The organism is Pantoea sp. LS15, from assembly GCF_012241585.1.
Lineage (GTDB): Bacteria > Pseudomonadota > Gammaproteobacteria > Enterobacterales > Enterobacteriaceae > Enterobacter.
Map to the genome: position 1 here is coordinate 1 of NZ_JAAVXA010000036.1, position 932 is coordinate 932.

Consider the following 932-nt stretch of genomic DNA (forward strand, 5'->3'; position numbering starts at 1 on the left):
TACGACACCCCGACTCGCCACTACGCACACGTAGACTGCCCAGGCCACGCCGACTATGTTAAAAACATGATCACCGGTGCTGCGCAGATGGACGGCGCGATCCTGGTTGTTGCTGCGACTGACGGCCCAATGCCTCAGACTCGTGAGCACATCCTGCTGGGTCGTCAGGTAGGCGTTCCTTACATCATCGTGTTCCTGAACAAGTGCGACATGGTTGATGACGAAGAGCTGCTGGAACTGGTAGAGATGGAAGTTCGTGAACTGCTGTCTCAGTACGATTTCCCAGGCGACGATACCCCAATCGTTCGTGGTTCTGCTCTGAAAGCGCTGGAAGGCGAAGCTGAGTGGGAAGCGAAAATCATCGAACTGGCTGGCTTCCTGGATTCTTACATCCCAGAACCAGAGCGTGCGATTGACAAGCCATTCCTGCTGCCAATCGAAGACGTATTCTCCATCTCCGGTCGTGGTACCGTTGTTACCGGTCGTGTAGAGCGCGGTATCATCAAAGTTGGTGAAGAAGTTGAAATCGTTGGTATCAAAGAGACTGCGAAGTCTACCTGTACTGGCGTTGAAATGTTCCGCAAACTGCTGGACGAAGGCCGTGCTGGTGAGAACGTTGGTGTTCTGCTGCGTGGTATCAAACGTGAAGAAATCGAACGTGGTCAGGTTCTGGCGAAGCCAGGCTCAATCAAGCCACACACCAAGTTCGAATCTGAAGTGTACATCCTGTCCAAAGACGAAGGCGGCCGTCATACTCCGTTCTTCAAAGGCTACCGTCCACAGTTCTACTTCCGTACTACTGACGTGACCGGTACCATCGAACTGCCAGAAGGCGTAGAGATGGTAATGCCAGGCGACAACATCAAGATGGTTGTGACTCTGATCCACCCAATCGCGATGGACGACGGTCTGCGTTTCGCAATCCGTGAAGG

Annotated in this window: 1 protein-coding gene; it reads left to right on the forward strand. The window is 53.2% G+C overall.

Going from position 1 to position 932, the window contains the following annotated elements; all coding sequences use genetic code 11:
* A partial coding sequence (gene tuf / locus HED65_RS22430; protein WP_114980193.1) for an elongation factor Tu occupies positions 1–932 on the forward strand: 932 nt, incomplete at both ends.